This is a genomic window from Bacillus sp. A01H, from assembly GCF_045277205.1.
Classification (GTDB): Bacteria; Bacillota; Bacilli; order Bacillales; family Bacillaceae_G; genus Bacillus_A; species Bacillus_A paranthracis.
In genome coordinates this window covers 2,203,274-2,228,701 of sequence record NZ_CP117702.1, presented here as the reverse complement: position 1 = coordinate 2,228,701, position 25,428 = coordinate 2,203,274, and the positions used below count along the sequence as shown (strand labels likewise).

General features: G+C 33.7%; 22 protein-coding genes, 4 pseudogenes and 1 other annotated feature. Of the genes and pseudogenes, 4 read left to right on the top strand and 22 right to left on the bottom strand.

Annotated elements, in window-relative coordinates; translation table 11 throughout:
- Positions 1-103: 103 nt before the first annotated feature.
- Positions 104-535 (top strand): GNAT family N-acetyltransferase, encoded by a 432-nt coding sequence (locus PSR14_RS11745; RefSeq protein ID WP_000009783.1) that lies wholly within the window; start codon positions 104-106, stop codon positions 533-535.
- A gap of 29 nt (positions 536-564) precedes the next feature.
- Positions 565-1,092, top strand: coding sequence for an HAD-IIIA family hydrolase (locus PSR14_RS11740; RefSeq protein ID WP_000181094.1), 528 nt, complete (start codon positions 565-567; stop codon positions 1,090-1,092).
- A gap of 56 nt (positions 1,093-1,148) precedes the next feature.
- Here PSR14_RS11740 and PSR14_RS11735 read toward each other — a convergent pair whose 3' ends face one another.
- The 6 genes from PSR14_RS11735 to PSR14_RS11710 form a co-directional block, all read right to left on the bottom strand.
- Positions 1,149-1,589 carry a GNAT family N-acetyltransferase gene (locus tag PSR14_RS11735; RefSeq protein ID WP_001223863.1) on the bottom strand — a complete coding sequence of 147 codons (441 nt, stop codon included), beginning with the start codon at positions 1,587-1,589 and terminating at the stop codon, positions 1,149-1,151.
- Positions 1,586-2,059, bottom strand: a complete 474-nt coding sequence (tsaA, locus tag PSR14_RS11730) for a tRNA (N6-threonylcarbamoyladenosine(37)-N6)-methyltransferase TrmO (protein WP_000493235.1) — start codon at positions 2,057-2,059, stop codon at positions 1,586-1,588. Before tsaA ends, PSR14_RS11735 begins: the two co-directional genes overlap by 4 nt.
- Positions 2,060-2,146: 87 nt before the next feature.
- Positions 2,147-2,845, bottom strand: coding sequence for an aspartate/glutamate racemase family protein (locus PSR14_RS11725; RefSeq protein WP_000848548.1), 699 nt, complete (start codon positions 2,843-2,845; stop codon positions 2,147-2,149).
- A gap of 148 nt (positions 2,846-2,993) precedes the next feature.
- Positions 2,994-4,196, bottom strand: a complete 1,203-nt coding sequence (gene eutG, locus PSR14_RS11720; RefSeq protein ID WP_001158502.1) for an alcohol dehydrogenase EutG — start codon at positions 4,194-4,196, stop codon at positions 2,994-2,996.
- 52 nt (positions 4,197-4,248) lie between these two features.
- A complete protein-coding gene (locus PSR14_RS11715; protein WP_000424306.1) occupies positions 4,249-5,688 on the bottom strand; it encodes a GntP family permease in 1,440 nt (479 codons plus the stop codon).
- Between the two features lie 208 nt (positions 5,689-5,896).
- Complete coding sequence (locus tag PSR14_RS11710; protein WP_000288833.1) at positions 5,897-6,562, bottom strand: HAD family hydrolase; 666 nt, start codon at positions 6,560-6,562, stop codon at positions 5,897-5,899.
- A 197-nt stretch (positions 6,563-6,759) separates the two neighbouring features.
- Between PSR14_RS11710 and PSR14_RS11705 the strand changes: the two genes are divergently transcribed.
- Positions 6,760-7,557 (top strand): lipid II flippase Amj family protein, encoded by a 798-nt coding sequence (locus tag PSR14_RS11705; RefSeq protein ID WP_000237160.1) that lies wholly within the window; start codon positions 6,760-6,762, stop codon positions 7,555-7,557.
- Positions 7,558-7,581: 24 nt separating this feature from the next.
- Complete coding sequence (locus PSR14_RS11700) at positions 7,582-8,157, top strand: nucleotidyltransferase family protein (RefSeq protein ID WP_001025800.1); 576 nt, start codon at positions 7,582-7,584, stop codon at positions 8,155-8,157.
- Between the two features lie 36 nt (positions 8,158-8,193).
- Here the strand turns inward: PSR14_RS11700 and PSR14_RS11695 are convergent, their stop codons facing one another.
- From PSR14_RS11695 to PSR14_RS11620, 16 genes and pseudogenes are all read right to left on the bottom strand, one after another.
- Positions 8,194-9,108 carry an alpha/beta fold hydrolase gene (locus PSR14_RS11695; RefSeq protein WP_000584222.1) on the bottom strand — a complete coding sequence of 305 codons (915 nt, stop codon included), beginning with the start codon at positions 9,106-9,108 and terminating at the stop codon, positions 8,194-8,196.
- 37 nt (positions 9,109-9,145) lie between these two features.
- Entirely contained in the window at positions 9,146-10,486 is a 1,341-nt protein-coding gene (locus tag PSR14_RS11690; protein ID WP_000814557.1) for a sodium-dependent transporter, read from the bottom strand.
- A 116-nt stretch (positions 10,487-10,602) separates the two neighbouring features.
- Positions 10,603-10,851: a binding site (T-box leader), on the bottom strand.
- A 743-nt stretch (positions 10,852-11,594) separates the two neighbouring features.
- Positions 11,595-12,080: an immunity protein YezG family protein gene (locus tag PSR14_RS11685; RefSeq protein WP_001091052.1), complete on the bottom strand. Its 486-nt coding sequence runs from the start codon at positions 12,078-12,080 to the stop codon at positions 11,595-11,597.
- Positions 12,081-13,159: pseudogene (locus PSR14_RS11680) on the bottom strand (DNA/RNA non-specific endonuclease); the annotation flags it as partial.
- Between the two features lie 515 nt (positions 13,160-13,674).
- Positions 13,675-14,139 carry a hypothetical protein gene (locus PSR14_RS11675; RefSeq protein WP_000708805.1) on the bottom strand — a complete coding sequence of 155 codons (465 nt, stop codon included), beginning with the start codon at positions 14,137-14,139 and terminating at the stop codon, positions 13,675-13,677.
- A gap of 814 nt (positions 14,140-14,953) precedes the next feature.
- A complete protein-coding gene (locus tag PSR14_RS11670) occupies positions 14,954-15,298 on the bottom strand; it encodes a DUF2185 domain-containing protein (RefSeq protein ID WP_113732860.1) in 345 nt (114 codons plus the stop codon).
- Complete coding sequence (locus PSR14_RS11665) at positions 15,288-15,827, bottom strand: ankyrin repeat domain-containing protein (RefSeq protein ID WP_000698516.1); 540 nt, start codon at positions 15,825-15,827, stop codon at positions 15,288-15,290. Before PSR14_RS11665 ends, PSR14_RS11670 begins: the two co-directional genes overlap by 11 nt.
- A gap of 16 nt (positions 15,828-15,843) precedes the next feature.
- Positions 15,844-15,963: a GH-E family nuclease gene (locus PSR14_RS11660; RefSeq protein WP_001998786.1), complete on the bottom strand. Its 120-nt coding sequence runs from the start codon at positions 15,961-15,963 to the stop codon at positions 15,844-15,846.
- 275 nt (positions 15,964-16,238) lie between these two features.
- A pseudogene (locus PSR14_RS11655) lies at positions 16,239-16,562 on the bottom strand (hypothetical protein); the annotation flags it as partial.
- 22 nt (positions 16,563-16,584) lie between these two features.
- A pseudogene (locus tag PSR14_RS11650) lies at positions 16,585-16,802 on the bottom strand (hypothetical protein).
- A 342-nt stretch (positions 16,803-17,144) separates the two neighbouring features.
- Positions 17,145-17,594, bottom strand: a complete 450-nt coding sequence (locus PSR14_RS11645) for an SMI1/KNR4 family protein (protein WP_001030889.1) — start codon at positions 17,592-17,594, stop codon at positions 17,145-17,147.
- Positions 17,595-17,609: 15 nt separating this feature from the next.
- The gene (locus PSR14_RS11640) at positions 17,610-18,938 is read right to left on the bottom strand and encodes a WXG100 family type VII secretion target (RefSeq protein ID WP_130777023.1); all 1,329 of its coding nucleotides are present in this window, start codon (positions 18,936-18,938) and stop codon (positions 17,610-17,612) included.
- 56 nt (positions 18,939-18,994) lie between these two features.
- Positions 18,995-19,432, bottom strand: coding sequence for an SseB family protein (locus PSR14_RS11635; RefSeq protein WP_000054422.1), 438 nt, complete (start codon positions 19,430-19,432; stop codon positions 18,995-18,997).
- 70 nt (positions 19,433-19,502) lie between these two features.
- Positions 19,503-22,253, bottom strand: a complete 2,751-nt coding sequence (locus PSR14_RS11630) for a hypothetical protein (protein ID WP_169509267.1) — start codon at positions 22,251-22,253, stop codon at positions 19,503-19,505.
- Positions 22,254-22,276: 23 nt separating this feature from the next.
- Positions 22,277-24,947 (bottom strand): annotated as a pseudogene (locus PSR14_RS11625) (tetratricopeptide repeat protein).
- Positions 24,948-25,029: 82 nt separating this feature from the next.
- Positions 25,030-25,302, bottom strand: a complete 273-nt coding sequence (locus tag PSR14_RS11620) for a WXG100 family type VII secretion target (protein WP_000807831.1) — start codon at positions 25,300-25,302, stop codon at positions 25,030-25,032.
- Positions 25,303-25,428: the final 126 nt, after the last annotated feature.

Sequence of the window (25,428 nt, the reverse complement as noted above, 5' to 3'; positions counted from 1 at the left end):
TAACTATTTATATATCATTATAAAATATTTACTTTCCTAGCAGGAAAAAATATTTTTTAACAGAATAATAAATGTTTGATTACATTTTATTGGAGTGGATAATATGTCTTTTCAAATTCGTGAAGCGACGATAGACGATATAGATGCGCTTTGCTCTTTGACGAAAGAATTAAAAGGTTCCTCTATTTCCTATGAAGATATGAACAACCGATTGCAATTCGTACAAATGAGTCCTTTTGATTTTTTATATGTTTATGAGGAAGAAGAAACTATATTTGGATTACTTGGGTTTCGTATACGTGAAAATTTAGAAGATGTAACTCGTTATGGGGAAATTTCAATTATTAGCGTTGATTCTACAATACGACGAAAAGGCATTGGGCAAGTATTAATGGATTATGCAGAGCAATTAGCAAAGAAGCATAATTGCATTGGCACATGGCTAGTTAGTGGAACAAAAAGAGTAGAGGCTCATCCTTTTTACAAAAAATTAGGATATGAAGTAAATGGTTACCGATTTGTAAAATATTTTTAAACTACTTTTTAACGGAAAGGACTATAACTATGACAAACTTTCAAGCAATTTTCATTGACCGTGACGGTACAATTGGTGGCGATACTACAATACATTACCCAGGATCATTTACATTATTTCCTTTTACAAAAACATCCTTGCAAAAACTAAAAGCTAATCATATAAAAATTTTCTCTTTTACAAACCAGCCAGGTATCGCTGACGGGATAGCAACTGTAACCGATTTTGTACAAGAATTAGAAGGCTTCGGTTTTGATGATATTTATGTATGTCCTCATAAACACGGTGATGGTTGCGAATGTCGTAAACCAAATACAGGCATGCTGCTACAAGCAGCTGAAAGACACGGGCTTGATTTAACACAATGTGCTGTAATTGGTGATCGCTGGACTGATATCGTTGCAGGAGCAAAAGTGAATGCGTCAACGATTTTAGTACGAACAGGCGCTGGATACGACGCTTTACATACGTACCGAGACAAGTGGGCACATATTGAACCAAACTACATTGCAGAAAACTTTGAAGATGCGACAAATTGGCTTTTAAGTCAACTATAATGCAAATGAAAAGAGACGCCTTCAAAATGAAAGCGCCTCTTTTCATCTAATATTTTTTAAAACGTCAATTCATAATGGAAATAACGATTATCTCTCAAATAACCATTTTCAGCGTATAATCGCTGCGCTGATAAATTATCAATCTCCGTTTGTAATTTTACACCTTTTGCACCATTTTCTAAGGCAAATTCTTTCGCAGCTTCTAATAATTTTTTTCCTGTTCCTGCTCCGCGCTTAGCAGCTTGCACAAATAAATCATTTAAAATCCATAATTCTTTCATCGAAATAGAAGAAAATGATGGATATAATTGCGTGAATCCAATATATTCCCCGTCTTCAACTGCCACGAAAATAACTGATTCTTTTTTCTCGATTCGATTTCGTAAAAATACTTTTGCTCCTTCTAAATCGGAATCTTGTCTATAAAACATACGATAGTTATTAAAAACTGATGCTAGTCCATCTAAATCTGCAATTGTTGCCTCATATATTCTCATTTTACTCCATTCCCCTTCCAATACTGTCTCATTATATCCGTGGCCCATTTAGGCTGTACGATTTCTTCTTTCGGCATAAACTCTTTCATTATCGGCTTTATATCCAATATAGGGGTACCATCAATAGCATCTAACCCCTCAACAATAATTGATTTACCTTCTCTTTTCATTACCTTTACAATGGTTGCTCCTATACGATTCGGACGATTTTTCCCGCGCTGTGCAAAAATCCCTACTTTAGGATAATCATGATTATTTCTAGGATGTCTAGCAACATATTGAATTTGTTCATCAGTTACTTTGTGAAAATAAAAAACTACTTCAATATGAGAAAAATCTTCAATCCCTTGTATACTTTCTTCTGTATACATTTCCGTTAAAGTAATATAGGATTTTACTTCTCCCCACTCATCGTCTTTTATTTCCTTTCTTTCATTATGTACAAATGCGATTGGTTGAACTGAAAACATACGCATTCCCCCTTACATGTAACCACTTACATTATAAAATATTTTCTGAATGTTTTCCACATATACAAATTAGGTTACATAATATAATTATAATCTATTTCCTGCAGCGAAATTAACTGCTTCAACTGCATGTATATAAGTCGTATCGAATATTGGAATGGATACGTCTTCCTGCTTTATTAATAATCCTATTTCTGTACATCCTAAAATGATACCCTGTGCGCCTTTTTGCACTAAATCTTCTATAACTGTTTTATAATACTCTCTGGATTGAGATACGATTTTTCCTAAACATAATTCTGTATATATGACTTCGTTTATTTTTTCTCTATTTTTTTCTAATGGCACTATGACTTTTATATCATTCTCTTTAATACGTGATTTATAGAAATCTTGCTCCATTGTATATTTTGTTCCAAGTAAACCAACAGTTTGAATACCTTTTCTTTTCATTTCTTTCGCAGTTGCATCTGCGATATGTAAAACTGGAATATGAATATTCTCCTTTATTTTCTCAATTACTTTATGCATTGTATTTGTGCAAATAATAATAAAGTCTGCGCCTCCCATTTGTAATGAATATGCTGCATTCCCTAGAATTTCTCCTGCACTATCCCAATCACCGCTAGACTGGAATCCTTCAATCTCTTCAAAGTCTACACTATTAATTAAACATTTAGCTGAATGTAACCCACCTAATCTACTTTTTATTTCTTCATTTATGATTCGATAATATTCAGCAGTTGATTCCCAACTCATACCACCAATAAGACCTATCGTTTTCATTAAACCCACACCCACCTTATACTATTTATTCAAGATAATTTCGAAATTTTATTATGTATATTATACATAATAAAACAAGACTTTACGTTTGATATATAAAGTCTTGCTTTAACTATTTCCAAGGAAATTTTATAAGAATATTCTGAAATTAATCACCTAATGTTTTTATAGAATCTTCATATCGATAATGAAAACATTCTCGATACAACTGTTTAATTTCATCATATGATGGCACACGTGGGTTATTTGCTGGACTTCCACTTTCAATTGCATCTGACGCCATTTTAGAAATAGCTTTTTCAAATTCAACTTCACCAATTCCGTATTCTTTTAAATTTGGAATACGAAGATCAAAACAAAGTTTTTTTATTTCCCCCAGCGTGTAGTCGGCTACTTCTTCATCACAATAGGAATACAAATCTTTATTTAAACAGCGGCCGATTTCCGCTAATCTTTTTACCGCACTACCTTTTGTATATTCTAAAACTGTAGGTAATAGTATTGCATTTGATATACCGTGTGGTACATGAAATAATGCCCCAACTGGCCTCGACATTCCATGAACTAACGTAACAGATGCGTTTGAAAATGCAATTCCAGCTTGTAAGGAAGCAATCATCATCGCTTCTCTTGCCTCCATATTCTCCCCATCTTCATAAGCAATACGTAAATATTTCATAATACTTTCAATTGCTGAAAGAGCGAGTACATCTGTAAGTGATTGTGAAACTTTAGAAATATATGCTTCGACTGCATGACATAATGCATCGATCCCTGTTGCTGCTGTAATATGAGGTGGTACAGAACGTGTTAAAATCGGATCAATAATCGCTACTTGCGGGGTAAAACTCGGATGCTTCATCATCATTTTTACATCTGTTCGTTTATTCGTAATTACTGCTACACTTGTTACTTCTGACCCAGTACCCGAAGTTGTTGGAATTGCAATGAGCGGTAGCGGATCATTGTCTATTTCCATATCCTTTTGGACATAATCTTCTACTTCTCCGCCATTTGTATATAACACCGCAACTGCTTTTGCTGCATCAATACAACTTCCACCACCAAGACCGATAATAAAATCACACTTTTCTTCTTTACAAATAGTTAACGCCTCTAACACGTGTATATTTGTAGGCTCAGCATTTACCTTATTATATGTAATAACGGTAATACCTTTTGTATTTAATTGTTGTATACAACTCTCAACATATCCTAAATTCTCCATAATTGTATCCGTAACTATAAACGCTCTTTTCCCGAATTTCTTGGATTGTTCCCCCAGTTTTTCAAGCGAATTTCTTCCATATAATACAGACTTCGGCATACGAAATTCAGCAACTTCTTGCAACTACTCCACCCCTTCTTTCCCTAATTCATGTTTTCGTCTATAAAATATCTATTTAATAAATCCCTGTTAAAGTATAGAACGCGATAACTAAAAATACAGCAAGCGTTTTCAAAACTGTAATTGCAAATATATCTTTATATGACTGTTTATGAGTTAATCCTGTTACTGTAAGAATAGTAATAATAGCCCCGTTATGTGGTAGTGTATCCATTCCACCTGATGCCATTGATACGATACGATGCATTACTTCTAACGGAATATCAAATTGATGAGCCGCTGCAATAAACTTATCTCCCATTGCACTTAAAACGATTCCCATTCCTCCTGATGCAGAGCCTGTAATACCGGCTAAAATATTCGTCGTGACTGCTCCATTCACGAGAGGGTTTGTGAATGTGGCAGAAATGCCATCTCTCATGATTGCAAAACCTGGAAGTGCGGCGATGACACCACCAAAACCAAACTCAGCTCCTGTATTCATTGTCGCAAGTAACGCTCCGCCAATACTTGTATTCAATCCAGCTTGAAATCCTGTTACGACTCGTTTCCAATATAATAATAACGTTGTTACAATACCTATTATAAGTGCCAATTCTACCGACCAAATTCCAACTACTGCACTTAATTCTACTTTTCCAAATGCTTTCATACCAATTGTAGAAAAATCAAAACCATTCGGATACCACTTCGGTATCATAATAGTAAAAACTTTATTCATTACACCTACTAAAACAAGTGGTATAAAAGCAATTACTTGCTGTGCTCTTGTAATTTCAAGACTTTTCAGTAACGGCATATCTTTTTGTTCTACTTGTAAAGAAGCTGCCATTTCCGTATTCCCATCGTTAAAACCAAAATATCCTTCTCCAGCTGCTTTCGCCTTCTTACGTCTACTCTCTAAATATAGTAAACCTAACGTAAGTACAAAAATTGCCCCTACAATACCAAGTATCGGCGCAGCATAAATGTCTGTTTTAAAAAACGTTGTAGGTATTACGTTTTGAATTTGTGGTGATCCAGGTAGCGCATCCATCGTAAACGTGACCGCTCCAAGAACAATCGTTCCAGGGATTAAACGTTTTGGAATATTCGCTTGTCGAAACAGCTTTGCTGCGAATGGATATACAGCAAACACTACTACATACACACTAACACCGCTATATGTTAAAATAGCCCCCATTAATACAATTGCTAATATCGTACGTTTTTCACCAACTAACTCTATAATTGTCTTTGCAATTGAGTCCGCAATTCCTGACATTTCTACTACTTTCCCAAATATTGCTCCAAGTAAAAATACAGGAAAATATAGTTTAATAAAACCTACCATTTTCTCCATAAAAATATTCGAAAAGAAAGGTAATACAAAACTAGGCTCTGTCAAAAACACTGCAAATAAAGCAAAAATCGGTGCAAATAAAATAACAGAAAAGCCTCTATAAGCTACAAACATAAGTAAACTAAGTGCTAATAATATAATAACTAGCTCCAATTATACCCCTCCTTTAACAGAAGATTCAAACTTTTATTGATAAACTTCTACTACTAATCTTTTGATTCTGACATCCCTCCTCTTATTCATACAAATTTTTCATGCTAAAAATGTCTAATTATAAGTATTCGATTACATATGAAAAATCCCTTTAAACAAAAAACGATTTCATCATCATACGTTATAAAGGGATTATTAGTCTCTATATTTACTTCTTTATCAAACTATTTTCTAAACAAAAATGATGTAGTTCTTTTACATCATTTACGATATGAGTCGCACCAACTTCAGTCAATTCCATTTCACTACCATAGCCATATAAAACGCCGATCGATGCAATTTCATTATGATTCGCGCCGATTATATCGTGCTTTCTATCTCCAATCATAACAATTTCTTCTTTATTAAGTTCTTCATTTGTTTGTAAAATATGAGCAATGATTTCTTCTTTTTTTATTCTTGTACCATCTAAATTACTTCCAATGATACCTTCGAAATAATTTGTTAGTTGAAAATGCTCTACAACTTGTTCAGCAAATATAGTAGGCTTTGAAGTTGCTATAAATAAACGATTTCCAGTATCTTTTAATTGTTTTAAAAGATTTGGAATACCCTCGTAAACATTATTCTCCAACAATCCACGTTGCTTTAAATATTCTCTGAAATAAAAAACAGCTCGTTCAACTTCTCCTTCATTCATATTATATCTCTCTACAAATGATTGCTGGATGGGTGGACCGATAAATGAATCTAACTCGCTTATATGTAATTCTTCAATGCCAACCTTTTTTAATGCATACAATACTGAATTTACAATCCCTTCTTTCGGATCCGTTAATGTTCCATCTAAATCAAATAAATATGTTGTGTACACGTTTCAATCCCCCACTCGTTTTACTTTATAAGTAACCTATAACAGATTTCCCCCTCTTTCCCTTCTATTATAATACTATCATTATCTTTTTTTCTGAAAAATTACTTTTCCTATGTCACATACTTTCACTTACAAAATGTAATAGATATGATAAAGTAAAAAAGTTACAATTATTTTAATAGAAACTGGTGAAACAAATGGTAATTACGTTAATTTTTATAATGGCTTTCACGATTATAATCCACGCAGTTGAAACAAGCTCTTATAGTATTCGATTAGCAGGCGTTCGTTTAAAGAAGATCGCTGTTGCATTATCTGTCGTAGGAATCGTATTGCTCATTTCAAGAACGTCAAACTTACTACAAGCCTTTTTACTTGGCGGGATTGTCGATGAAGCAAAACTAGATTCTTCTATTGATTTAGAGAATATTATGCGACTCGTTCTATTATCGGCTTCTGTTGGTACGTTGCTTGCGATTATACTATATCCAACTTTGACAAAACTATTTGGATACGTCATTCAAAATTTTGAAACAGATGGTTCATTCATTCGAATGATGAAGACGAATAACATTCAAAAATTAAAGTACACAAAAAAATATGTACGGTTTCCAAAGTTCGAAATGATTCATAGACTACGCATTGGTGGTATTCCAAAACGTATTATGCTTATTAATATGTTTGCTACTGCTATTTATACAGCAGGTGTTCTTTCTGCCCTTTACGCTTCATTTCTAAATCCAGATTATGCAACAAACGCAAGTACAGCTTCTGGTCTTGTAAATGGTTTTGCTACAATTTTATTAACCGTACTACTCGATCCACGCATCGCTCTTTTAACAGAACGTGCTTTACAATCAGAGAATGGTGCTGAGTCTATGAGTAAAATGTACGGTTGGCTAATGATTTCTAGACTTTTTGGTACATTATTAGCACAACTACTATTTGTACCAGGTGCTTACTGGATTTTATGGATTATTGAACTAATACATTAATTTACTAGAAAGGTGAATATATCAATGAATATCCAAACAGAGCAACATATCATTCGCTTAATAGAAAACGACGAATGGATGATGGACGTATTACAATTAGCAAAATCACTAGAATTACCTGATTGGTGGATTTGTGCCGGGTTTGTTCGTTCTAAAATTTGGGATACTTTACATAACTACGAAATAAGAACAACTATACCAGACGTTGATGTCATTTATTTTGATCCTTTTCGTAAAGATGAGATATACGAACAATTATTAGAAAAGAAACTGATAAATTTGGATGCCTCTATCCCTTGGTCTGTAAAGAATCAAGCTCGTATGCACGTAGTAAATAATATGCCACCGTATTCTTCTTCTGTTGATGCTATTTCTAAATTCCCTGAAACAGCAACGTCTTTAGGGGTTACATTAGATGAAAAAAACAATGTTATATTAACAGCTCCGTGCGGCATTGAAGATGTTCTTTCCTTACAAGTGAGACCAACAGCTCATTTTCTGGAATCGAAAGAGCGTATACATATGTACAAAAACAGAGTTATTAAAAAGAACTGGCAAAGTAAGTGGCCTAGCATTACAATCACATATCCAGAAATTTAGAAAGGATGCTTCTTATTTAGAGAAGCACCCTTTTCTTCATTTCAAAAAATGTATGACTGTTTCTGCAAACCTATTTGCTTCCTCATAATGAGGTGAATGACCACTTTCTTCAAATACGATATACTTGCCGTTTCGGGCATCTTTATTAAATATTTCAATTTGTTTTTCACACGTTACAACATCATGTTTTCCTACTATTAATAACATTGGATTCTGTACATCTTTTATTTTAGATAATAATGACGTATGACATGCTCCCTCTAATTTTAATCTATCAAAGTGAATTTTGGAGCGATTTGAAAATTCTTCCCACTCTTCATCACTATATAAACTCTCATCTGTCTCATCTTCCTTATTATTGTAAATCTCCATTCTTTTTTCTTCTAATTCATCACTTAATCTTATATAAGCTTCTAACAACTCTTCTGAACAAGCATTGCTAGATGAATAAAATAAACACGCTTTTGCTACTTCTTCTTTTCCATATTTTTTTAATAAGTCCGCTGTCTTTTGTAATAAAGCTCTACTTGTTAATGCAAAATCAAAAGTTGGCCCTTCAAATATTATTTTCTCTATTGAACTTGGATATATCGACGCATATAACAATGCTACATATCCACCGAAAGAATGTCCAATTACAGACCACTTCTCAATTTGTAATACTTTTTTTAATTCCTCACAGTCTTCAATTAAATCTTTTAATCCAAAATCTTCGTCCTCAGTAATTTCTTCTGAGCGACAAACACCTCTTTGATCTATCATAATTACATATAAAGAATCTTTTAAACGTTCCGCTTGATGAAATGAAAAATCGTAACAACTTTCTCCTGGTCCACCATGCAAGTATAGAACTGGTTTATTTTTAGGGTTTCCATGCGTTTCAACGTATAGCTTTTTTCCTCTAATATGCATGTATTTCCCTGCTTCTATCAAATTCGCCTTTATGATCATCACCTTCTTTTTTTACTGAATATTATAACATCAACTGTTAAATAATCCCTATTACATTTAAAAAGACGATAATGATTGCGAGTGGTGCTACAAATCGAAGTAAAAACGCCCAACAAGTAAATACTTTCTTTCCATAATTTCCACCTACAAAAAACTCTGCTTCTAATACCTTTTTTTCCATTTTAAATGAAACGAAAATACTAATGAATAGTGCACCAAGTGGCATTAATATATTACTAGATAAGAAGTCTACTGCATCAAAAATATTTTTTCCGAAAATCGTAATATCACTCCATACTCCAAATGATAACGCTGATGGTATACCTACTAAGAAAATGCAGAAACCGATCATCCATGATAACTTTGTTCTTCTTTCTTGTTCGCCATTTGCTACTGCTGAAACAACTGTCTCTAATAGTGAAAATGCCGATGTTAATGTCGCAAATGTAAATAGTGCAAGGAATACTGTTAAGAAAAACCCACCAAATGGAATTTGACTAAATACTGATGGTAATACGATAAATAGTAATCCAGGCCCTTCTGTTGGCTCCATTCCTAATGAAAATACGGCCGGAAAAATTGCAAGTCCTGCAAATAATGAAACAAATAAATTCAATCCAACAATTGTTATTGCTGATTTTGGTAAACTTTCTTTTTTATTTAAATAGGAACTATACGTGACCATAATCGATATCCCGATACTAATCGCAAAGAAAGATTGTCCCATTGCGAACAAAATACTTTCTGAAGTAATCTTTGAGAAGTCTGGTTGTAAGAAAAACTTCACACCTTCCATTGCATTATCAAGTGTTAATGAGCGAACAATAAGAGCGACAAATAAAACGAACAACGCTGGCAACATATATTTACTTGCTTTTTCAATTCCGTTTTGTACACCTTTTGATACGACCCAAATCGTAATGAACATAAAAGCGAAATGTCCCATAATTGCCCAAACAGGATTTCCAATTGTTTCAGTAAATAATGAACCGTAATTTTGTCCTGGAGTAATAAGTTGTCCCGTTACTCCTCTGAATAAATAAATTAACACCCATCCACCTACAACACTATAAAACGAAAGTAGTATAAAACACGTTCCGACGCCAAGGCGTCCAATCCAGTGCCACCCTGTATTTGGTGCAATACTTTTAAATGCGCCAACTGCTTGTTTCTGCGTACTACGTCCAATCATAAATTCAGCTATAAGTAGTGGTAATCCAATTAATACAGTAAATAATATAAAGATTAAAAAGAATGCTCCTCCCCCGCTTTTCCCAGCGATATAAGGAAACTTCCATATTGCGCCAAGTCCAATTGCCGATCCTGCTGCTGCCATTATAAAACCTAATTTCGAAGTCCATTGCTCCGTCTGTTTCATCTCATTTTCCTCCTAATAAAATCATTTTATATAAATAATTAAATTTTATAGACCAATCCGAATAAACCCTCCATTTCTATTTCCATAAAATAAAAAAATGGCTCAACGTCTCTATATAAAGAGACGCTAAGCCATTTACTTAACGCGGTACCACCCTTATTGATTCCATTATGAATCCACCTTAGTAGTAATCGTTTGATTACAAACCTAATATCGAAGGTTAACCGTTAAGATTTACTAAGAATGTGATTCCGTTCCACCTTACTGCTCCTAGGCGAGTTCAGGATGTCATTTGACTATGTCACACCAACCCATAGCTCTCTGTACAAATATACGACCTTACTACTCCTATTCAACACATTTAAATATTTAGAATATATTTTCTTTTGAAATTAATATGAAGTATATCGGTTATATTTGTAACTGTCAAGGGATATATTAAAATTTGTTGAGAAACCTTTTTATGATCCTCCGTCATCATCATCACTATCAGCAGTACCTTCTTCTGGATCATCTTTATCTTGTTGTTACGATGACTCTTTTTGTTGAATAACGTTAGTTACCGCTGTAGTAGGCGACTCCACCTGTTATTGGATGTACTCTTACATCAACCGTTAAATCGTACTTTACGATGACTTCAAAACATAATACACCCCTTAATTTTTACAATAATTTTTTCTCTAGTAATGTCGTACACTGTACAAAGCCACTACAATCTATAAATTTTAACACTTAATACACTTATAAAATTATACGTTTACCAACTTATTTCTACACTAAAATGCAAAAAAGCACTTGTTGCCATAATTGACAATCAAGTGCTTTAAGTTCATATGTTTTTAAGTAGCGGAAATTTATAAGTTTTGTAGTAACAGTATGACACCCTTTACATGTCATGATAACTACTACGTTAAAACTTACGAGTTTGTACGAGTTCGTTAGTTTCATGCTCACTCCATGTGTTTATATTCACCGCCATGTAAAATGTCATATCGTCTAAGCTCGTACCTCGTTTTCTATTCTATCATTGCACACCGTACTCCATGATGGTATAACCATCATGGAGTATGTATTTTCAAACACCTTATATCTATAACTCTAGTAGAGATCATTTTTGTGTATTAATATATTCTCTAATTAGTTTCACATCACTTTCTCTCTTTTCATCAGGGGAAATTCCTAATTTTTTATACTTCCATATAATTAATCTCTCATAATGATTATAATTATTTTCTTCGTCTAATAAAGTATAATCAAATTCAATATCAAACTTACCAGTAGAATATAACTCAAATGTTAAATTAGTCCAAGGTTCCTGCTTATTTCTTTTAAATTCTTCCCATAACTCTCTAAAGAGGCTGTCAAGAAGATTTAATTGACGATCAGTCTCGTCTTCATCAATCCCTTCCATATCTTCAATATCTAAACTGTATATTGGTTCCTGCTTATTTTTTGGATAGTAGAAAAATACCGTCGAATCACTATATTCCTCAACTTCTGAATATACCATTACTTTTTCCCATGGTTCTGGAATAATATTGTTTAACTGTATAGCTACTTTTTGATAAATACTTTCCAAGTTCTCTGTATTCATTTACTTTCCTCCATATACATTTTTCAAACTAGCTTTAAATTTTTCTCCATCAATTCTATATTTTATGTTAAAGCTTACAGGCCTCACAGAATTCCCTTCATATACAGGTCTAATATCAACTATAACTTCCCGCTTATCTCTTAAAGCTTTTGCCCAAGCAGATTCCAATTTTTTATAAGCACTTACATTAACATTACCATTCATTGCAACTATGTTATCAATTAGCGGAGATCCATTAAATTGCGTACCGATTAAATGTCCACCATGATCGCCTTGAGTACTAGGAGCTTTGACTCGGTCTTCTCCTCCAGCAGCTAGCTGATGCTTACTATTACGTTCTCCCATCTCTAACGTTAATTCTCCAGAAGCTCTCTCAATTCTTCCTAGTTCATCTGTTTGATATAGATATCCATTCGTTTCATATTTTACATTAGGTTTCAATTTAAATTCATCTAAAAAGTGACTACCATCTTTAACTACATCATCAACAGCCTTACTACCTTTACCCGTACCCTTAACAACCTTACTCTCCATATACTGTGATAAGCCTCTTTCAGAGAATACTGTCCCCCCTCTGAGACCCTTCCTACTCCAGGCATGACATAGGCTTTCCCTACACCTGGGATCCATTTGTACTCCATTAATGTTTTTACTGCGTGCTGGATCTTTTCATTCCCCTGCAAGAAAGTTGTTTTTACGGTTGTGGCACCTTTGTTCCATAGGCTTCCGATTTTGTCGGCAAATCCTTTTGCTGTGGAGGCTACAAAGTTTACACCCTCTTTTACTTTGTGGCTGGCTGTTTTTATGCCATCGACAGCTGCTTTTCCAGCTTTTCCGGCTACCATTGTTACGCCTTCGCCTAGTTTTTTTCCTGCTTTTACAATTGTCTTCCCAAAGCTAGAAGCGACATACTTTATTCCTTTTCCAGCAAGACTTGCCACTTTTCCAACAGGAACAAAGTTTAGGAGCGTCCATCCTGCGGCAATGAGTCTTTCTTTTGGTGATAATTCTTTTCCTGTAATAGGGTCTTTACCGGTAACTGCACGAATTGCATCATTTACTCCGATGAATTCAGCTGCTCTTTAGAATCTATTTTCTTATACTATTTGCTGAAACAATATATGTACTTATCATTTATTATACTCTCCTCTTTTCTATCCTAAAATGAAAAAAACACTTGTTGCCTCTCATAGACAATCAAGTGCTTTATGTTCATATGTTTTTAAGTACTATAAATTTGTAAATCTTGCAGTAAAAAATGTGATACCTTTTGTATATCATAAAAACTACTATTTTAAAACTCACGAGTTTATACGAGTTCATTAGTTTCATATACAATCCATGTGTTTATATTCATCGCCTAGTAAAATGTCATCTCACCTAAGCTCGTACTTCTTTTTTATTCTATCATTGCACATAGTAATAGTACTCCATGATGGTATTACCTTCATGGAGTCTCTATTTTCAAATATATCATTTTTCTTTTTTCTAATTCAATATTTTAATTATCTTTAGTTCGCTTGCCTTATGTGTTAGTGATATATAACACCTTTCTTATAGATAGCTTTGGCACTATAGAGTGCTCCTAAAAACATTATCTTTCCTCTCTACACAAATGAATATAATGACCAAATTCAGGAAATACGTCCCAGTTTCTTTCAAGGGTATCGCTAATCTCACGCTCCTCGACTAAGCCGGTCTTTAAATCCCTTTTTTCCATTGCTATATAGCCATTTTCTCGGAATCCCCAAATTAAGCTACTTACTTCTGTATCAGTTTCATCATCATATTCCCAATACGTAGCTGTTCTTAAAAATATCTTACTCTCACTCATAACTTCAAAATCATAATTTAAATACTTACAAATAAAGTCATCATAAAATCCCACCGAAACCCATTCATTTGTAACATTTACAATATACTTAAGGTTTTCATCTTCAGTTAATACCGCCGTATATGGTTCATGTTTTTGATGGTATGTGTATGCATCACGATCATCTAGAATATTCCAAGGCTTCTTTTTAATTTCCGACCATTCGTCACAATAATAAATTTTCATAGTCAATTATACACCTTCCCTTTAATATCCCTAATAATAATCCTATTTTTTGTTGCTTCATCAAGAATCGTTTGCGAAATTGGTTTATTTTGAACTGGCACTTCTAATATTAACTCACCTTTAAGTCGCCCCCCTTTGAGAGCGTTAGGATTAAAAGGACCATTTGATATTTTAGAAACTGAAGGATATTTTTTTGTAATTTCATTTAAATAACTCTTAGCTGTTTTTTCTTGTACTTCACTAAGCTGAGTGAATTTTCTCGATACTATTCCCTTATTTTGTGCATATGAGTCAACTACGTATTTTTTACCCCTACTTCTTTTGTTTCCAACGTAAGCTTAACATCATTCCCTTTAAACATTGGGAATCCTAAAATATCAAGCGGACAAACTATAATATCAATGGTATGACCGATGATATTAATATTATTGAGGATTTGCAAGCGAATGTCAGTTTTTGTTGAGAAAATAGGGATGGAAAAGACGAGCTTTTTTATTTAGATTGATTGATTCGAACACATGTTGAAAACGGGAATGAATGCTTTAGAGCATTTACAGAATTTCTTTACAAGCAACGAATCGAACGAGACATGGGAAAAGCTATCCTTGAAGTTCGTAAAAACAAATTAAATAATCTACGAATTGTTGGTAAAAATAATAAAAACATTAACTTAAACGAAGATGATAAATAACTCTTGTCATGAAATAACACTATAAAAAAAGTCAACAGACCACTACGTTCTCCTAACGTCGCTGTTGACTTTTCTTATTGGAAATGCATTTTTGTCAGTGCCCATGGAACTCACAAAATAGCATCAATTTCCTTTTACAATTTGACCAATATCTTTCTCATCTTCACTTATTAAATCATAAAATCCTACATGAACCCCTTCTTTATACAACCAACATAGGTCTGTTCCATAGGGAGCATCAAAAATTTCTAACATAACTGGTGCTATTTCTAATATAGAGCTTGCTCCTAAAACTTGAAAATTACTAGAATCATTTACATATTCATCATCATCTTCTAAAGAGTAAATAGTCCACCCATTTAATTGAGGAACTTCTGATTTTTCTCTAAATGTATAACGTATTGGTTTTCCGGCTACAACATTCTTAGAAACAATAAAACCTACAAAGTCAGAATTATTAACTTTCATATTCACACTCCTCAATAATAGTTAATAAATCATTTCTCCAAGAATACTCTTTGGCATAATCCACACATGATTTTCCAAATTCATCTTTCAAATTATACTTTGAGCCACTACTAATAAGTAGTTTATACATCTCTTTATTATCTTTTGTAGACAATTTATTTATCGTAATAGCATATTTCAAGGGGATAGCATTATATTTATCTAAAGCATTGATATTAATCTCATTATCAATAAGTAACCTTGTTATCTCTAATTCATATTCTATTGTTGGACGTAAAACACAAAAATAAAACATATGCAATGCATTCCTTTTATTTTTAGCTGTAGTATAATTAATATCAATATCCTCTTCTAGCAAAAATTTTATAATCTTAAGTTTTTCACTAGAATTTTTATCATTAATCATTGCCATACACAATAAATTGATATCTAACTCACTATCAATTTGATTAATATCACCATCATAAAATCGTTTAAAATCTTCATAAGTTCCTTCTCTAACCGCATCAAAAATATTTAATATTTTCATTGCATCATCTTCCTAACTACTCATATTTATGACTCCTATTTGCAGAAGGCGTTTCTAATCTGAAATTATCTGGGTTAAACTGAAATTCCTTTAATTCTTCAAGAGTAATCTCACCATGTTTATACTTCTCAAACATTTTCTTATACGAATTTCCTTCTGTATGCCCAAAATCTACTTTACCTTTTCGTGGTCGTCCAGGTTCCAGTCAATTGTCTCACTAGTGTTAGGGTCTCGTAAAATTCCATCTGGGTCTATCTGTTTATTGAAAACATCTTTTTCAAATCCAAGTTTCTTTTCCCCAGATAATTGTGGTCTACCCCTAGGCTTTCCGTTTTTAATATATGGACCATTTTCTAAAGGGCCTGAAAAATCATCTAATTTCTTTATATTAGCTCCACTGGCTTTATCACCAACATCACCCGTACCCTTAACAACCTTACTTTCCATATACTGATAAGCCTCTTTCAGAGAATACTGTCCTCCTCCTGAGACCTTTCCTACTCCAGCTATGGCGAAGCCTTTTCCCTCGCCTGGGATCCATTTGTACTCCATTAATGTTTTTACTGCGTGCTGGATCTTTTCATTCCCTTGCAAGAAGGTTGTTTTTACGGTTGTGGCACCTTTGTTCCATAGGCTTCCGATTTTGTCGGCAAATCCTTTTGCTGTGGAGGCTACAAAGTTTACACCCTCTTTTACTTTGTGGCTGGTTGTTTTTATACCATCGACAGCTGCTTTTTAGTAGATACTCTTTATTTTCTCAATCTAACAAAATATTAGCTTTTTTATTATAACTTATTTCTATACTAAGACGAAAAAAGCACTTGTTGCCTATCATAGACAATCAAGTGCTTTAAGTTCATCTATTTTTAAGTAGTATAAATTTGTATATTTTGTAGTAACAGTATGACATCTTTTATATGTCGTGACAACTACTACGCTAAAACTTACGAGCTTGTACGAGTTCTTTAGTTTAATATATATTCCATGTGATTATATTCATCGCCTAGTAAAATGTCATATCGCCTAAGCTCGTACTTCGTTTTCTATTCTATCATTGCACACAGTACTCCATGATGGTACAACCATCATGGAGTACTTACTTTCAAACACCATATATTTTTTCTATCCACATCAAAAACAAATTCGTTTTCATTCTCTTTTCTTGTCTACCTACGCACAAAACTTTAAATATAATTATATATAAAACAAAAAATATATCAATAATACTTATAACTTCTATTCATCATGAACAATTAATCTTCTTATAATAAAAATGACCTTATTCAGCTTTAAGCTAAACAAGGTCATTTATCTATATTAAAACTCTTCTTCCCATGCTTCTTTTGCATCTAATAACCTTTGTGATAAAAACTCATAAAAATTCTTTGCTGTATTGTAGTCATCAAGTCCACCTTGTCTATCCCATGCTATTACTGGGCACTCATTGTTTTCCATATTACTAGTGTCTAGACAATAAGCATATTCCCCAATATTTTCAATAACTACTAAATTCTCACTCATTCCTAAATCCCTATAACTCTCTGTTTCAATAACAACAGAAGCTATATTAGACTTAGCCACCCCTAAAATATCAACACCAAATAACCCACCAGAGCCATAATTTGTTAAAAACCACTTATAACTTTCTGGCAATTTTAACTGTAGGGTATCTTGAACATAATCAACTTGTTTTTTATCTACTCCACCAGTAAAGTCATCTGATTCCATATTTACCTTAATAAAATTGGTTAATTCCTCTTTATTCATTCAAAATTCCTCCTTTTATAATTCAGCTTTATCTATTTGTTTAGCTCTCCATCTCCAATATTTCGACCTAAAATTTTCATATTGCTTTTTTAACACAGGGTCGTTTCTAAAGCTTCCACCATTCTCCACTAAGCCATGCAATATTTTATAATATTCCTTATGCATGCTACCCGGAAGCTCCACCATTGATCCGGGCTCTCTTTGAATTAAATGATGAAGTTCTATAGCAGTCCCATCTTGCCAAATTGGTGCTCTTCCTTTTTTCATCAATTGGAGATTTGTCATACCAGTTTTAGGGTCAATTCTCATATAATCAATATCTAACCTTTGAAAAACCCGTCTGCTAATATCCCTTACTTCTCCATTAACTTTAGTTGTTCCAGTATATTCTACATCCTTATAGTTTTTATATTCTTTACCCGTACCCTTAACAACCTTACTCTCCATATACTGATAAGCCTCTTTCAGGGAATACTGTCCTCCTCCTGAGACCTTTCCTACTCCAGCTATGGCGAAGCCTTTTCCCTCGCCTGGGATCCATTTGTACTCCATTAATGTTTTTACTGCGTGCTGGATCTTTTCATTCCCTTGCAAGAAAGTTGTTTTTACGGTTGTGGCACCTTTGTTCCATAGACTTCCGATTTTGTCGGCAAATCCTTTTGCTGTGGAGGCTACAAAGTTTACACCCTCTTTTACTTTGTGGCTGGCTGTTTTTATGCCATCGACAGCTGCTTTTCCAGCTTTTCCAGCTACCATTGTTACGCCTTCGCCTAGTTTTTTTCCTGCTTTTACAATCGTCTTCCCAAAGCTAGAAGCGACATACTTTATTCCTTTTCCAGCAAGACTTGCCACTTTTCCAACAGGAACAAAGTTTAGGAGCGTCCATCCTGCGGCGATGAGTCTTTCTTTTGATGATAATTCTTTTCCTGTAATAGGGTCTTTACCGGTAACTGCACGAATTGCATCATTTACTCCGATGAATTCAGCTGCTCCTTCTATTCCCTTTTCCCACCATGATTTTTCATGTTTCTTTTCTTTTTTATGGGCTTCTTTCAATTTTTCATTTTGTTTCTTTTGATATTCTTCATCAGCTTGACGAAACTTTTGAGCGATACGCCGTAATTCTTTTTCTGTAACTTGTAAGTTACGTATGTAAGATTCCATGAGTCTCATTGATCTCATATATTCCCCATAAAAATGTTGACTCGTTGCTCCTTGCCATTGCATTTGAATACTAAACATAGATTGATTGAGATTTTGTTGTATGGTCTGGCTGTGTGTTTGCATCTCTGATATGTTTTTGGCAATTTGTTCGAGTTGTTCAGGTTTGACCTTAATTTCCAAACCTTCTCCCACCTTCCTCTATTTTATACCAAAAATGAATAGAACTGCATCAAATTTTACTTATCCCCTTTAGAAAAAACATCAAAAATACTATTATCACAAATCGCTTCAATTTCTTCCTTTACAAATAATTTTTGAAATTTTGTTCCTGGATTTAATATTACATTTGCCTCTAAATCTATCGTCTTTAATAATTCAACTGCATTCATAGAGACATACGGACATTCTTCTGGAATAACCATTTCTAAATGTTTCAAATCAGAATACAGTGGTAACATTAATCCTTCTTCCATTTCAAAATAATGAATTTGCAATTGTGTATTTTCAGTTGAAATCAAATTTCCTTCTTCATCTACAGTTGTATCGCCCTCTACCGAAGCAACAACGTACAAATTTGATTTCTGTAATATCTCATAAAAACGAACTCTTTTTTCTTCATTCTGTAAAGCCTCCACTAACGCCTCATCTAATGGACAAATTTCTAGTAAACTCATTGAACTTCACTCCTTATGCGAAATAATTTCGCCATCTTACTCAAAGTAAGATGGCGAATATTAAATCTAATTATTTTTTAACGTTCATAGATTTAATTGTTTCTACATTCTTTTTTGCTTGTTTCGTTATTTCTCCATTAATAGCATTTGCATATTTATCACGAGTTAAAAATTCAAAACATTTATATGCATTATTCGTATCAGTTGCGGACATATAACCTGCACCTTTATTCAACATTTTTAGAGCTACCGTATTCATCCATTCTTTAGCATCTGCTTCTGGATATCCTAATTCCATAGAACGATAAGTTAATTCAATTGCTGAAGCTAAATCTTCAATTGTATCTTTATTTCCACTTACCTTTGCAGCTTCAAATGTACTCAAATACTCAATTGTCACTTTTACTTCATCTTTAATTCCTAGCTCTTCAATTCCTGGTGTTTTATATAAAATTTGATAGTTGTTTAAAGCATCCTTATTCTCTAACTGTTTTGCTTCTTTAATTACAAGACCAGCTACATTAGAAAATCCTGTTTTGTCAACAACACCTCGGGAAGCTGCTTGACCATAATAATGTAAAGCATTATAAAGGCTCGTTTGACCTTTTTTATTTGCTTCATCACCTGCTAACTGAATAAGTTGAATTCCCTCCATTTTTTTGGATGCATTATCAATCATATTCATACCACTAATTTGGCCAATCGTTTTATCAATATCTTTTAACTGTGCAAGTAATGTGTATGATGGTAATAAGTTTTTACTTACTTCACTTTGCCATCCTGTCGTTCCATTTATTTTATTCCATTCATTTTCTGTATCTATCCATAATTTATTCGCATAATTAACCATTTCTTCTCTTGAGCGTTCCAATGGGTGCTTTGTACGAATTGCATTTGCAATATTTAATACCGCTGTATAATATTCTCCCTTATTTGCAGCATCGTTTGCTTTTCTTTCAAACATTAGCGGCATTAATAATTTATGAGATTCATCTTGAACAGATTTTTCTACTCTTGCCGTATTTGCTAATAAATTCGCTTTATTTATAGCATCTTCGACTTTGAAATTAGAATCTTTAATTTGTCCACGAAGTCCCTCTACAGCCGCACTAAATTGCTGTTCTAATTTTTCTTTTTGTTCTCCTGTTGCACCGTCAATATACTGATTTGCTAATAGTAAAGCATTTTCATATTGTGGATTCGCTGGATTTAAATATACATCAATTTGAGCAATTGCTTCTTCAGCCGGATCAGATTTCACTTTTTCTTTTTGATTACTTGAATCTACATTATTTGTTTTATTGTTATTTGTGGCACCTTCAGTTATTGATTCTTTTAGATTTTTCTCACTTGATGTAGCTGTTTCCTCATTTTCACTTACATTTTCTTCTTTAACTACTTTTCCTTCATTACTGCTAGGAACATCTTTCACTGCTTTTCCTTCATTACTGCTAGTCTTTTCTTTTACAGGGCTTGCTTTTTCTTTTGTCTCAGTTGCAGACATCACTACTGATGTTTGGATATTAAGGTTCTGTAATTCTTCTTGTAATAGCTTGTTGAAAATATCTTCTACATCTTGATTCGCTTTTTCTACTAATGTAGGATCTACGCTTTCAAATACTGATGTAACTAAATAAAATTTACTTAATGCTTGTTCTAAAGATGCTACATCCCCTGTATTTGACCACTCTCTTTTTTCTTTTGTTGCTGTTTGATAAACTTTTTCTGCTACAGATTTAATATAATCCTTCTTATTTTCACTTAAATATCTTTGTAGCTCTTCTTGAGTGGTAACCGATTCATTTAGTACATTCATTTGATTACGTAAATAGAATAGTGCTCTCTCATTTGAATATTCACCACTTGTAAGAATTTGTTCTACATTATCTAATGCTAGCTTATGTTCAGCTATTGATTTTGATTTTGATGGTGTATTCAATTGGCTAACGAGCGTCCAGTCTTCTTTTTTGCTATAGTAGTTCGTTAAATTATTTAATGCATTTTCATCCAGTTCTTTTTGACTCGTATAAAAATCATTAAAGAAAACAGATGAGTAGTATTTTCCATTGCCAGCGTACCACTCAACTAAAATATCTCCCGTTTTTGGTGATACTGTAATTGTTGGGTGTGTTGGTTCTGGATCTGGTTTTGGTTCTGGATCTGGTTTTGGTTTTGGATCTGGTTTTGGTTCTGGATCTGGTTTTGGTTCTGGATCTGGTTTTGGTTCTGGATTTGGTTTTGGTTCTGGATCTGGTTTTGGTTCTGGATTTGGTTTTGGTTCCGGTTTTGGTTCTGGGTCTAGTTTTGGTTTTTCTGTTTCAGTTCCTCCTGTTCCAGTATTAGTTTTTGGCGGTTCTACAGTGGATGTAGGTAATTGAGCATTATCATTATTTTTATTTGGCTCCGCCACAGGTCCCCCCATATTAGATGGCAAATCTAACTTTTGTGGAGTTGGTGCATCCGATAATTTGATTTGTGGATCTTTCTTTTCCACCGATACTTCATCTGGTTTATACGTCACTGGTGTAATTGGTGATTTATTATTCCCAATTAAGTCTGCTAAATTAATAGTTGGTTTTTCGCCGGGTTTTTCATCTTTTTTTGCAGGATCAGCGACTAAATTCGGGAACATAGACTGTAAATCGCCCCCTGTAATACGATCATCTTTTTTCTCTTCTGTATTACTTGCTAGTTTTACTTGTTCTTTTCCTGCTGTCTTAAAGCCTTTGTCATACACAAGATATCCTGATGTTCCTAGTAATGCTACCGACATTACTGATATAGCGACTTTTTTCCCTAAGTTATTATTGTTTTCCTCCATGTCCTTTTCCCCTTTTCCTATCTTTATTGAATCCAACCGTTTGTTTTCATTTCTGTTAGTTTTTCTTGCGCAGCTCTTACTTCAGATTCATTTTCATTTGCTTGCACTGTTTTTCTTAAGAAGCGACTTGCTTCCTCATATTTTTTCTGTTTAATTTTAAACATCCCGAATGCAAAATTCACATGCGGATTTTCATCGTTTTGTGAGTATGCTTCTGTGAAAAGCTTCTCTGCTTCATTTCCTTGTCCCACTTTATCGTATAAAATCCCTATATTTACAAGCGTATTTATATCGCGTGTTCCACTGCCGACAACTCTATTGTAAGCTTCTAACGCTTGTTGGTATGCAGCCGTACTCTTTGCGCCATCTCGCGTTTCATAAAATTGGCCCGCTTCGTAATACACAATTCCTAGTTGATTTAACAACTCAATATTTTTCATATCTTTTTGAATTGCAACTTGTAAGATGTGAGATGCTTGTTGATAATTCATTTCTTTCTTCGCACTATCAATTAGGTTTGTTTTATTCCAAAGCACATATAAATTTGAAAGTTCAATTGTATATATGGCATTCTTTGAATCTTGCATAATAGCTTCTTTAAAGAAAGATTCTGCTTTGTCTAACTGTACAGTTGCGGTTGATAGTTGACCTTTTAAATACGAAACAATTGCTTTATCTTCATTTGTTTTCGTACTCATTTTGACAATAACATCTTCTGCCTTTTCAAATTCCTTCATTTTCATATGACTTACAGCTAAATCTCGCATTGCATCTTTTTTGTATGGTTCAATTCCTTTTGCATTATTCGCTAGCGCTTGTTCAAAATTTTGCACTGCTTCTTGATATTTCCCAATGCGGAAATTCGCTGAAGCTAATAAATAAGCAGCTTCATTATTTTCTTTATCTATTTCTCTATCTTTTATTAGTTTTGTAATATAATCGATTGCAATTTTATTTTTTCCTTCAGCAACGTAAATCGTTGCTAATTGGAGATAAGCCTCGTCTTTACCCTTCACAGCAATTGCCTGTCCAACAGCTTCTTCAGCTTTTGTATATTTTTTATCATCATAAGCTTGTCGTGCTTGTTCCATAAACTTTTGATATTTAGCATTTGTTGTGTAGAAATAAAACAACGTCGAACCACCTATTACAACCACTACAGTTGAACCAATAATCAAAATCCATTTTTTATTCTTTTTCCACCATTTAGAAAAAGGTGACGGTTCACTTTGTTCATGTGCTACTGTAAGTGGTTGATTGGATGCTTTTGCATTTAAAATCTCATCATCTATATCATATTCCACTTGTTTTTTTGTTTGTTTTCGGCTCTGTAGAATGCTATTTGGCACTGTAATTGTAGCTGCTACTTCTTGCTGCGACTCTGTTCCTTGCTCTTCTTCTATCTCTTTAATAATGCTTTCAATTTCCTGTTTTAACGCCTGATCAATGTTTGGAAATTGTACGATTCGTGAATAGACGAAACAAGCAAATGCTGCATTGTTTTCTCGTTCCAATTCAGTAGCTAATTCCAAATAATGTTGTAGGACCATTTTATTATTTATTTCAGGCTCTTGACTCTCCATAGTTTGAATGATATATGCGAGTTCTTTTTGCAGAGCTGTTGATGAATTGAGTGAATTGAAAATTATTTTATATTCATATAATGCCGCTTGTTTAAATCCTCTCTCTTCTAATAATCTTGCAATTTCCAAACATTTTGATACAAAAAGAGAGTGTTCTTCTGCTGACTGCCTTTCCGCATCAATTTTTATTATTTCTCTCGCGCTATTAAATACATCGTACCACTGTGCAAAGCTTGGGCATTCTGCGAAAGAATTACTACTCCATGCCTGCTTAAATAATTTTGCAATTTCCCCGTTCCATTGATTATGTAATACTTGCTGAAGTAACGTATATCTTTCACATTCTGTCTGCATTTCTTCCGTTTTAAAGTAACTTGCATCCGTCCATTTTTTATTTCGAACTTCTTCACTACACCAACTTAATATTTCTCCTATTAAAATAGCACCTGCAAATCGATCGGCTTCTTTTTGCCATACTCCACTTGTCAAATACTTTGGTGCGTAACCCGCTGAACCTGCTGGCAATAATGACGGTCTTTTCGTTTTTGGGCCATACATTTGCTCAACATCAACAAGTTCGATATTGTGTTGGCCTTCAATTGCATTTTCACTTAAGAAAGGTACAAGTACGTTGCTAGACGATAAATCATTATGAGCAACTTCATTTTCTTCCATCATTTTAAGTGTTGTAAGAAATGCTTCTGCAATAAAGAAACATTGTTCTTTTGATAACATTCGTTGTTCTTGTAAAATATCAGCCCAAGTTGGACCTTCAATCCAAGGCATTACAATACTATTAGCAAGATCTTCTGATTTTTCGATAGCAGATGTATGTTCTTCTTTAGTAACGACGTGAACATACTTTCAGACCTGCTAAGGAAGAAAGTGGTTTCAGAAATGCTAGTTGATGTTTTTCCTCACGATAGCGTTCCTTAAAAACTTTTAATGCAATTCGTTCTACACCATTTTCCTGTTGTAATTGATAAACGGTTCCTTGCCTTCCCTCTTGGCCATAGGGCATTTCAATACCAATTACAGCTGGGTGTTTCTCAAAACGATAAACATCTTTATTAAGATTAATTTTTTCTCCTACTTCTGGTCGGAATCCCATTTTATCCCCTTACTCTCGTATAACAATTTTTCAAAAAAAGACCAGGAACAATAGCTCCTGGTCTTTTGCAATTGTTCTATTCTTAGTATGCGTTATCTGTGTTACGGAATTTATCAGCGATACGTTTTAAATCTGTTGAAATACCTTCTAAAATTGGAATGTATTGTTGCATTGCTTGTTTAGATTGGATAAATTCTCCACGGAACTTCGCTTGTGTTGCCCCAGCCCATTGTCCTTCTAAACTATTAATATCGCCTTCAAGTCTATTAATTTGACTTTGTGCTTCTCCTGCTGCGTTTTTAAAGTTTCCTGCGATTCTTTCAAGTTCTTCTGGTGTGATTTTAATTTCTGCCATTGTAATAATTTCCCCTTTCAAATCATAAATGATACAACAATTAGATTATAAACTATATTCATACAATTTTTAAAGAGCTAAATTACAAAAAAATTCTATTTTCTAGTAATTTAACCCTATTTTAAT

Bases quoted from the DNA above. Each gene is read 5' to 3' on its own strand.
- PSR14_RS11745 (WP_000009783.1), top strand. From the start codon at position 104: ATGTCTTTTCAAATTCGTGAAGCGACGATAGACGATATAGATGCGCTT.
- PSR14_RS11740 (WP_000181094.1), top strand. From the start codon at position 565: ATGACAAACTTTCAAGCAATTTTCATTGACCGTGACGGTACAATTGGT.
- PSR14_RS11735 (WP_001223863.1), bottom strand. From the start codon at position 1,589: ATGAGAATATATGAGGCAACAATTGCAGATTTAGATGGACTAGCATCA.
- tsaA (WP_000493235.1), bottom strand. From the start codon at position 2,059: ATGTTTTCAGTTCAACCAATCGCATTTGTACATAATGAAAGAAAGGAA.
- PSR14_RS11725 (WP_000848548.1), bottom strand. From the start codon at position 2,845: ATGAAAACGATAGGTCTTATTGGTGGTATGAGTTGGGAATCAACTGCT.
- PSR14_RS11705 (WP_000237160.1), top strand. From the start codon at position 6,760: ATGGTAATTACGTTAATTTTTATAATGGCTTTCACGATTATAATCCAC.
- PSR14_RS11700 (WP_001025800.1), top strand. From the start codon at position 7,582: ATGAATATCCAAACAGAGCAACATATCATTCGCTTAATAGAAAACGAC.
- PSR14_RS11695 (WP_000584222.1), bottom strand. From the start codon at position 9,108: ATGATCATAAAGGCGAATTTGATAGAAGCAGGGAAATACATGCATATT.
- PSR14_RS11690 (WP_000814557.1), bottom strand. From the start codon at position 10,486: ATGAAACAGACGGAGCAATGGACTTCGAAATTAGGTTTTATAATGGCA.
- PSR14_RS11685 (WP_001091052.1), bottom strand. From the start codon at position 12,080: ATGAATACAGAGAACTTGGAAAGTATTTATCAAAAAGTAGCTATACAG.
- PSR14_RS11675 (WP_000708805.1), bottom strand. From the start codon at position 14,139: ATGAAAATTTATTATTGTGACGAATGGTCGGAAATTAAAAAGAAGCCT.
- PSR14_RS11670 (WP_113732860.1), bottom strand. From the start codon at position 15,298: ATGAAAGTTAATAATTCTGACTTTGTAGGTTTTATTGTTTCTAAGAAT.
- PSR14_RS11665 (WP_000698516.1), bottom strand. From the start codon at position 15,827: ATGAAAATATTAAATATTTTTGATGCGGTTAGAGAAGGAACTTATGAA.
- PSR14_RS11660 (WP_001998786.1), bottom strand. From the start codon at position 15,963: ATGTTTGAGAAGTATAAACATGGTGAGATTACTCTTGAAGAATTAAAG.
- PSR14_RS11645 (WP_001030889.1), bottom strand. From the start codon at position 17,594: ATGAATAAAGAGGAATTAACCAATTTTATTAAGGTAAATATGGAATCA.
- PSR14_RS11635 (WP_000054422.1), bottom strand. From the start codon at position 19,432: ATGAGTTTACTAGAAATTTGTCCATTAGATGAGGCGTTAGTGGAGGCT.
- PSR14_RS11630 (WP_169509267.1), bottom strand. From the start codon at position 22,253: ATGGAGGAAAACAATAATAACTTAGGGAAAAAAGTCGCTATATCAGTA.
- PSR14_RS11620 (WP_000807831.1), bottom strand. From the start codon at position 25,302: ATGGCAGAAATTAAAATCACACCAGAAGAACTTGAAAGAATCGCAGGA.